We start from the raw sequence: 1196 nt of genomic DNA on the forward strand, positions 1-1196 counted from the left end.
AAACGCCCCGCCAGCTCCTCCATGTCCGCCACACCGTCACGGCCGACATAGTCCACACACAGGTCGAGCATGTGGGCGCCCTCACGGATCTGGTCCCGCGCCATCTCCACACAGTCGTCCCAGCGGCCCTCCAGCATCGCCTCACGGAACTTCTTCGACCCGTTCGCGTTCGTCCGCTCGCCGATGGCCATGTAGGAGGTGTCCTGACGGAACGGCACCGTCTGGTACAGCGACGCGGCACCCGGCTCCGGGCGCGGCTCACGCACCGGGGGTTCCAGGCCGCGCACGCGTTCGACGACCTGGCGCAGGTGCTCCGGCGTCGTGCCGCAGCAGCCGCCGACCAGCGACAGCCCGTACTCGCGCACAAAGGTCTCCTGCGCATCCGCCAGCTCGGACGCCGACAGCGGATAGTGCGCGCCGTCCTTGCCCAGGACCGGCAGACCCGCGTTGGGCATGCAGGACAGCGGGACACGGGAATGACGGGCCAGATAGCGCAGATGCTCGCTCATCTCCGCCGGGCCGGTCGCGCAGTTCAGACCGATCATGTCGATACCCAGCGGCTCCAGCGCGGTCAGCGCCGCACCGATCTCCGACCCGAGCAGCATCGTGCCCGTCGTCTCCACCGTCACCGAACAGATCACCGGAACACTCACCCCGACGGCCTCCAGCGCCCGCCGCGCCCCCAGCACCGCCGCCTTGGTCTGCAGCAGATCCTGCGTCGTCTCCACCAGCAGCGCATCCGCACCGCCCGCGATCATGCCCTCCGCATTGCGCTGATACGCGTCCCGCAACGTCAGATACGGCGCATGCCCCAGCGTCGGCAGCTTCGTACCCGGCCCCATCGACCCCAGCACCCACCGCTGCCGACCCGTCGACACCGTGAACTCGTCCGCCACCTCACGCGCGATCCGCGCACCCGACTCCGACAGCTCGAACACCCGCTCCGGAATGTCGTACTCCGCCAACGCCGCGAAGTTCGCACCGAACGTGTTCGTCTCCACACAGTCGACCCCGACCTCGAAATAGGCCGCATGCACCGACCGCACGATGTCCGGCCGCGTCACATTCAGGATCTCGTTGCAACCCTCGAGATCCTGGAAATCCTCCAGCGTCGGATCCTGCGCCTGAAGCATCGTGCCCATCGCACCGTCCGCCACCACCACACGGGTGGCCAGCGCCTCACGCAGAGCTTCGAT

General features: G+C 68.1%; 1 protein-coding gene. It reads right to left on the reverse strand.

What is annotated here, in order from left to right; genetic code table 11:
• Nucleotides 1-1196 (reverse strand): homocysteine S-methyltransferase family protein (locus ABZ208_RS39135; protein ID WP_356914206.1); only part of this gene is annotated, 1196 nt, incomplete at its 3' end.

Origin of the sequence: Streptomyces sp. NPDC006208 (assembly GCF_040613775.1) — a bacterium.
GTDB lineage: Bacteria > Actinomycetota > Actinomycetes > Streptomycetales > Streptomycetaceae > Streptomyces.